Genomic DNA, 5,496 nt, shown 5'->3' on the forward strand with positions numbered 1-5,496 from the left:
TCAGGTGGTGCCGGTTCGGCGCGACGGCCCCGGTTGGGCGCGTCGCCGTCCGGCGCGGCCGCCCTGCGGCCCCTTCGTCCGCTGCGCTCGTTGTCGACCCGCTGGACGAGATCCTGGACGGTAAGCGGTGCGGAACCCTGGTCGGAGGCGGCGTCGGTGTGCCGTGAGCGCCGGGACGTCCGTGCGGCGTCTCGTTCGGGGTAGTCCGCCGCGGGATACCGCTCCCACGGGGCACGACCTCCGGGCCGTGGCGAACGCCCGTGCCGATCGTCACCCACCAACGAACCTCGCTTTTCGTCTTGCTTTCCGCCTCAGCCGTACTCGACCGGCAGCACCGATTCCGCAATGATAACGATTCCGCCACGGCGAGCCACCCGAGTGCGAAAGCGTCGAGGTCACAGCGGTGTGTGGCGATGCGGTTCGCTGCGGGATTGCCCGGTCATCCGCCGCTGTGCATCACATCGGCGGCTTGCGGCACCGCCGGGTCGTCGGGGTCGTCGAGCCAGCCGTGCGGCAGCGCCACCTTTCCCGGCGAGCCCTGGCGCCCGCGTGGGCCTTCGGCGTCCTTGGGGAAGGGTGCGGTCGGGTCGAGCTGTCCGACAAGATCTTCCAGTTGGGCGAGGCTGACGACGGTCGCGAACGCGCGCCGGAGGTCGGCGCCGACCGGGAATCCCATCAGATACCACGCCATGTGCTTGCGCAGGTCGCGCATGGCTTTGTCCTCGCCGAGGTGCTCCGACAGCAGCGTGCCGTGCCGATGCAGCACGGCACCGACCCGGCCCAGATCCGGGGCCGAGGGCAGCGGCTCGCCGCGCAGCGCGGCTTGCAGTTCGGCGAACAGCCACGGCCTGCCCAGGCAGCCACGGCCGACGACCACACCGTCGCAGCCGGTTTCGTCCATCATGCGAACGGCGTCGGCGGCGGAGAAGATGTCGCCGTTGCCGAGCACCGGGATGGTGCTGACGGCCTCCTTGAGCCGGGCGATCGCGGTCCAGTCGGCCTGGCCGGAGTAGCGCTGGGCGGCCGTGCGCGCGTGCAGGGCCACCGACCGCGCGCCTTCGGCTTCCGCGATGCGTCCCGCGTCCAGGTAGGTGAGGTGGTCGTCGTCGATGCCGATGCGGAACTTCACGGTCACCGGAACGCCCGCCGGTTCGGCCGCGTCCACCATGGCGCGCACGATACGGCGGAACAGCGTCCGCTTGTAGGGCAGCGCCGCGCCGCCGCCGAGCCGGGTGACCTTGGGCACCGGGCAGCCGAGGTTCAGGTCGATGTGGTCGGCCCAGCCTTCGCCGACGATGATCCGCACCGCTTCGCCGAGCGTCGCCGGGTCCACGCCGTAGAGCTGCATCGAGCGCGGGTACTCGTCGGCGTCGAAGGACATCATGTGCAGCGTCTTCTCGTTGCGCTCCACCACGGCGCGCGCGGTGATCATCTCGCATACGTAGATCGAGGTGGGGCTGCCGAATTCCCGGCACAGCTTGCGGAACGCCAGATTCGTGATGCCCGCCATCGGCGCCAGCACGACCGGCGGATCGACCGGATACGGCCCGATCCGCAGAGCTGCCTTCGCCTCGGTAGTCATCGTCACGGCGACCAGTGTCTCATTTCCGCACGTAAGTTGGCCGGTGCGGGTCGTTGCGTCGGCCCGATTCAACGCCGTGCGGGCCGTCCGGCTCGATCCGACGTCGACGCCAGGACGATGCGGGGAAGCGCCGCCGTCCGGGTCCGGACGGCGGCGCGATTACGTCAGTGTGCGGTCAGCCGACGGTGCTGCCCGCCATCTGGCGCTCGCGCTTCGCGGCTTCCCGGGCGAGCATGCGGTCGCGCTGCTCCTCGAACTTGATCACGTCCTTGGCCAGCTTGTCCAGGAACAGGCCGAGGCGCTCGCGGACCGCTTCGCCGCGCGCGGTGAAGTCGGTGCGCTCGAAGATGCTCCACTTCTTCAGCACCGGCTGGACGACCTCCTCCAAGTGCTGACGCAGGTCGTAGATGCCGTGCTTCGCCATCAGCACACCATTGCGGCGGAAGTTGGGCATGCCGGCGCCGGGCATCTGGAAGTTCTCCAGGATCAGCGTGATGGCCTCGATGGCCTGGTCGGGCGCGAGGTCGAGGGCGGCGCCGCACATATTGCGGTAGAAGATCATGTGCAGGTTCTCGTCGGCGGCGACGCGCTGCAGCATGCGGTCGGCGATCGGGTCGTCACAGACCTTGCCGGTGTTGCGGTGGCTGACCCGGGTGGCCAGCTCCTGGAAGGTGACGTACGCGACGGAGTGCAGGAATCCGGCGTCGGCTTCGGCAGGGGAGGCGAAGCCGTTGGTCATGTGGACCATCCGAGCTTCCTCGAGGGCGACCGGATCGACGCCTCGGGTGACGACCAGGTAGTCGCGCATGACGATGCCGTGGCGGTTCTCCTCGGCGGTCCAGCGGCCCACCCAGGTGCCCCAGGCGCCATCCTGGGAGAAGTTCTCGGCGATCTCGCGATGGTAGGAGGGCAAGTTGTCCTCGGTGAGCAGGTTGGTGATCATTGCCGCCTTCGCGACCTCACCGAGGCGGGACTGCTCCGGATCCCAGTCGATGCCACCGAGTGCCGCGAAATTGCGGCCTTCGTCCCACGGGACGTAGTCGTGCGGGTGCCATTCCTTTGCCAGAGAAAGGTGTCGGTTGACGTTTTCTTCGGCAACCGGCTCCAACTCCGTGAGCAGCTCGAGTTGAGTCAGATCCCTTGCCATGTATGAACCCTTCAGTGTGTGCGTCCGGTCGTGCTCGTCATCCCAAGGTAGACCGATACCGATGCGGCCATACCTTACGGCACCGTAGGTGTGATGCGAAACGCATCTTTTAGACGATCGATGCCCTCGTGATACGCGTCATACGACGTCTTAGCCGTTCAGTGATCCACATGAGTGTATGGGGTCAGCCCGTCCTGAGGGGACTATCGGCGCGGGGCTCGGAGCGTTATCGCGAGAGCGGCATCGCACACTCCGCTGCGACCGCAGACGCCGGGCGCCGCGGACTGGGCCGGCCGTGTCGCCACGATCGGGGTCCGCCTGTTCGGCGAGAGCTGTTCCGTCTCGAGCCCACGCGGCGGAGATTCTTGTGCCTTTCATCACAACCGGACCGGTCGCCACTCGTCGCGAACCTCGTAGATCGGCGGACGCGGCTTGTCGTTCCGCCCGGGCTCCGGGCCGGAACTTGCGTGTCGTCGGCATCCGAACGCATTCGTTGTTGCGGCTGGTGGGATGGCGTGGTCGGCCGATGTGCGGTGGCAAGAGCTGGGGTCGACATGGATGTGCTCTGATTACCAGGGGACAGTGCAGAAGGGAACTCCCGAGAAAACCAGGTCGGACGCCCGGATGACCCGGACGCCCGACGAGTGTGCCCCCAGTAGGGCTCGAACCTACGACCTGCGGATTAAAAGTCCGTAGCTCTACCAACTGAGCTATAGGGGCGCGGAGGACCAGTGTAGTGCGATCAGGGGCCGATGCCCCAATCGGGGGAGTTCGCGTTGGTGGGGTGTGTTGGATGAGGCGGGTCGGCGTGCTGTGCGGGTGCGTCGCGCGATGCCGCGGCAACGGTAACGCGACGCGTGCGCGCGACGATGCAGGCGGTAAACATTTGCCACCCAGCTTTGTTCATCTTACCCGGATCTGGATATCATCCAATCATGTTGGCTGACAATGTCTTTGGATTTGCAGGGGGTGCAGGGCCGCGGCCGGGCGAGGCTCGCGGACCGGGTTGGCCGGTGCGGCATGTGGGTCGCTCGGTCGCTCGGTCTGCCGGTCGGCTCGGGTGAACATCGCTGGGCTGCTGGTGAATTCACGCAACCGCCGGACGACGAGGTCTGGTTGCCGAATATTTGCTGTAACAGAAAGCGGAATCGGATGGCTACCTGACTCTTCGGTTTGCCGCGTGTCGCATCGAGATTACGGGTACGGTGACGCCTTGGTGAATTCCGAAAGAATCGCCGACTCGATCGGTGCAACGGAATTCAGCTTGTCGTTGCTGTGTCCGAAGGTGTCGCGGTCGGCTCGGTCGGCCATGGCTCGACGGAACTCGATGCCGCAGGAGGAGGCAGATCCGAGACGAACAAATGCCCGGATGCGCACCCCCTGCGGCGCACCCGGGCAGGAAAACTATACCAGCCGGTGCGTTTCAGGTTTTTCGCGAGTTTTCGTACCGAAGGTTTGAAATCGGGCGAAAACCCGGTTCGCAGTATTGATAAAACTCATGAATTCGTGCCAAGGCGACCGTTCCTTTGGGGTGGCTGCTTGGCGGCGAGTAGGCTTCGGAGGCGTTTCGAGCATGGCACGGCAGCAAGAGCGGGCCCGCCGGACACGGGCGGCGATTATCAGGTCCGCCGCCGTTGAGTTCGGGAAGAGCGGCTATGCCGCTGCATCGCTCAACCGCATACTGGAAGGGTCGCGTGCCACCAAGGGCGCCATGTACTTCCATTTCGATTCCAAGGAAGACCTCGCGCGCGCGGTGCTGGAGACCGCCGTGGAGCGCTACCGCGCCTCCGCCGAGCGCTGGCTCGCGCGAGCCGATCTCAGCCCGCTGGACGTCCTGCACGGGATGGTCGACGAGATCGCGTTGCGGCTCGAACACGACATCATCGTGCAAGCCGAGTATCGCCTGATCATCGAGCCGGATTTCTACCGCGACGTGCAAGCGGGTGGTGGGCGCATCCTCGGCCGCACGACCAGGGTGCTCACGGTGCGCGCCATCGACCACGGGCAGCTGCGCGCCGACGCCGACCCCGACCGGTTCACTCGCACGCTCGCGGCTGCGCTGGCCGGCCAGCGGTACATGGTGGACCTGCTCGGCGGTCAGGTCGATCTGCGGTCGCGTTTCGAAGAGGCGCTCGAAGTGGTGGTCGAGGCGATGGCCACCCTGGAGTGGCTGCAGAAGTTCCGCAGCGACGGGTGGCGCGCGCAGGCCCAGTTGGAAGAGCTCGGTTTGGGGCTCTGACCAGCCGGTTTGGGATTCGAGTCCGGTCTGTCATAAGCTATCCCAGCTCCCAACGGACAGCCGTTGAAAGCCGGTCCGGAGAAATCCGGGACGAGCCCCCTTCGTCTAGCGGCCTAGGACGCCGCCCTTTCAAGGCGGTAGCGCGGGTTCGAATCCCGTAGGGGGTACGGTTTGCGGATCGTTGGTAGCACAGCATGGCCCTGTGGCGCAGTTGGTTAGCGCGCCGCCCTGTCACGGCGGAGGTCGCGGGTTCGAGTCCCGTCAGGGTCGCAAGCAAGCGCCGGATATTCCGGCGTTCGGCGTATGGCATTCACCTCGGGTGCCTGCGGCCAGGTAGCTCAGTTGGTACGAGCGTCCGCCTGAAAAGCGGAAGGTCGCCGGTTCGATCCCGGCCCTGGCCACTCCGCTCATAGCTGGCCCATGCCCATGGAAGGCATGGGCCTTTTTCGCTTCGTCATGTCTTGTGGGGGTGCAACCCCCACACCCCGCCCGGCGGGGCTTCGCCCCCCGGACCCCCCTTTCCAGTGG

General features: G+C 66.4%; 3 protein-coding genes, 4 tRNA genes and 1 pseudogene. 4 read left to right on the forward strand and 4 right to left on the reverse strand.

The genetic code is table 11. The features are described from left to right. From NA4_RS42260 to NA4_RS30445, 4 genes and pseudogenes are all read right to left on the reverse strand, one after another. Positions 1 to 278 (reverse strand): annotated as a pseudogene (locus tag NA4_RS42260) (LCP family protein); the annotation flags it as partial. Positions 279 to 439: 161 nt separating this feature from the next. Next, positions 440 to 1,582, reverse strand: a complete 1,143-nt coding sequence (gene dusB, locus NA4_RS30435) for a tRNA dihydrouridine synthase DusB (RefSeq protein WP_067477876.1) — start codon at positions 1,580 to 1,582, stop codon at positions 440 to 442. Between the two features lie 175 nt (positions 1,583 to 1,757). Then, complete coding sequence (locus NA4_RS30440) at positions 1,758 to 2,729, reverse strand: acyl-ACP desaturase (RefSeq protein ID WP_067477870.1); 972 nt, start codon at positions 2,727 to 2,729, stop codon at positions 1,758 to 1,760. Positions 2,730 to 3,376: 647 nt separating this feature from the next. Continuing rightward, positions 3,377 to 3,449: transfer RNA gene (locus NA4_RS30445), tRNA-Lys, on the reverse strand. 853 nt (positions 3,450 to 4,302) lie between these two features. On the opposite strand from NA4_RS30445, the gene NA4_RS30450 reads away from it, so the two are divergent. The 4 genes from NA4_RS30450 to NA4_RS30465 all read left to right on the forward strand — a co-directional run bounded on the left by NA4_RS30450 (position 4,303) and on the right by NA4_RS30465 (position 5,369). Next, the gene (locus tag NA4_RS30450; protein ID WP_067477873.1) at positions 4,303 to 4,968 is read left to right on the forward strand and encodes a TetR family transcriptional regulator; all 666 of its coding nucleotides are present in this window, start codon (positions 4,303 to 4,305) and stop codon (positions 4,966 to 4,968) included. 94 nt (positions 4,969 to 5,062) lie between these two features. Then, positions 5,063 to 5,135 (forward strand) — tRNA-Glu (locus NA4_RS30455). A gap of 29 nt (positions 5,136 to 5,164) precedes the next feature. Beyond that, positions 5,165 to 5,238 (forward strand) — tRNA-Asp (locus NA4_RS30460). Positions 5,239 to 5,295: 57 nt separating this feature from the next. Then, a tRNA-Phe gene (locus NA4_RS30465) sits at positions 5,296 to 5,369 on the forward strand. Positions 5,370 to 5,496: the final 127 nt, after the last annotated feature.

The sequence above is a fragment of the Nocardia amamiensis NBRC 102102 genome, assembly GCF_001612745.1.
In the GTDB taxonomy this organism is placed as follows: domain Bacteria; phylum Actinomycetota; class Actinomycetes; order Mycobacteriales; family Mycobacteriaceae; genus Nocardia; species Nocardia amamiensis.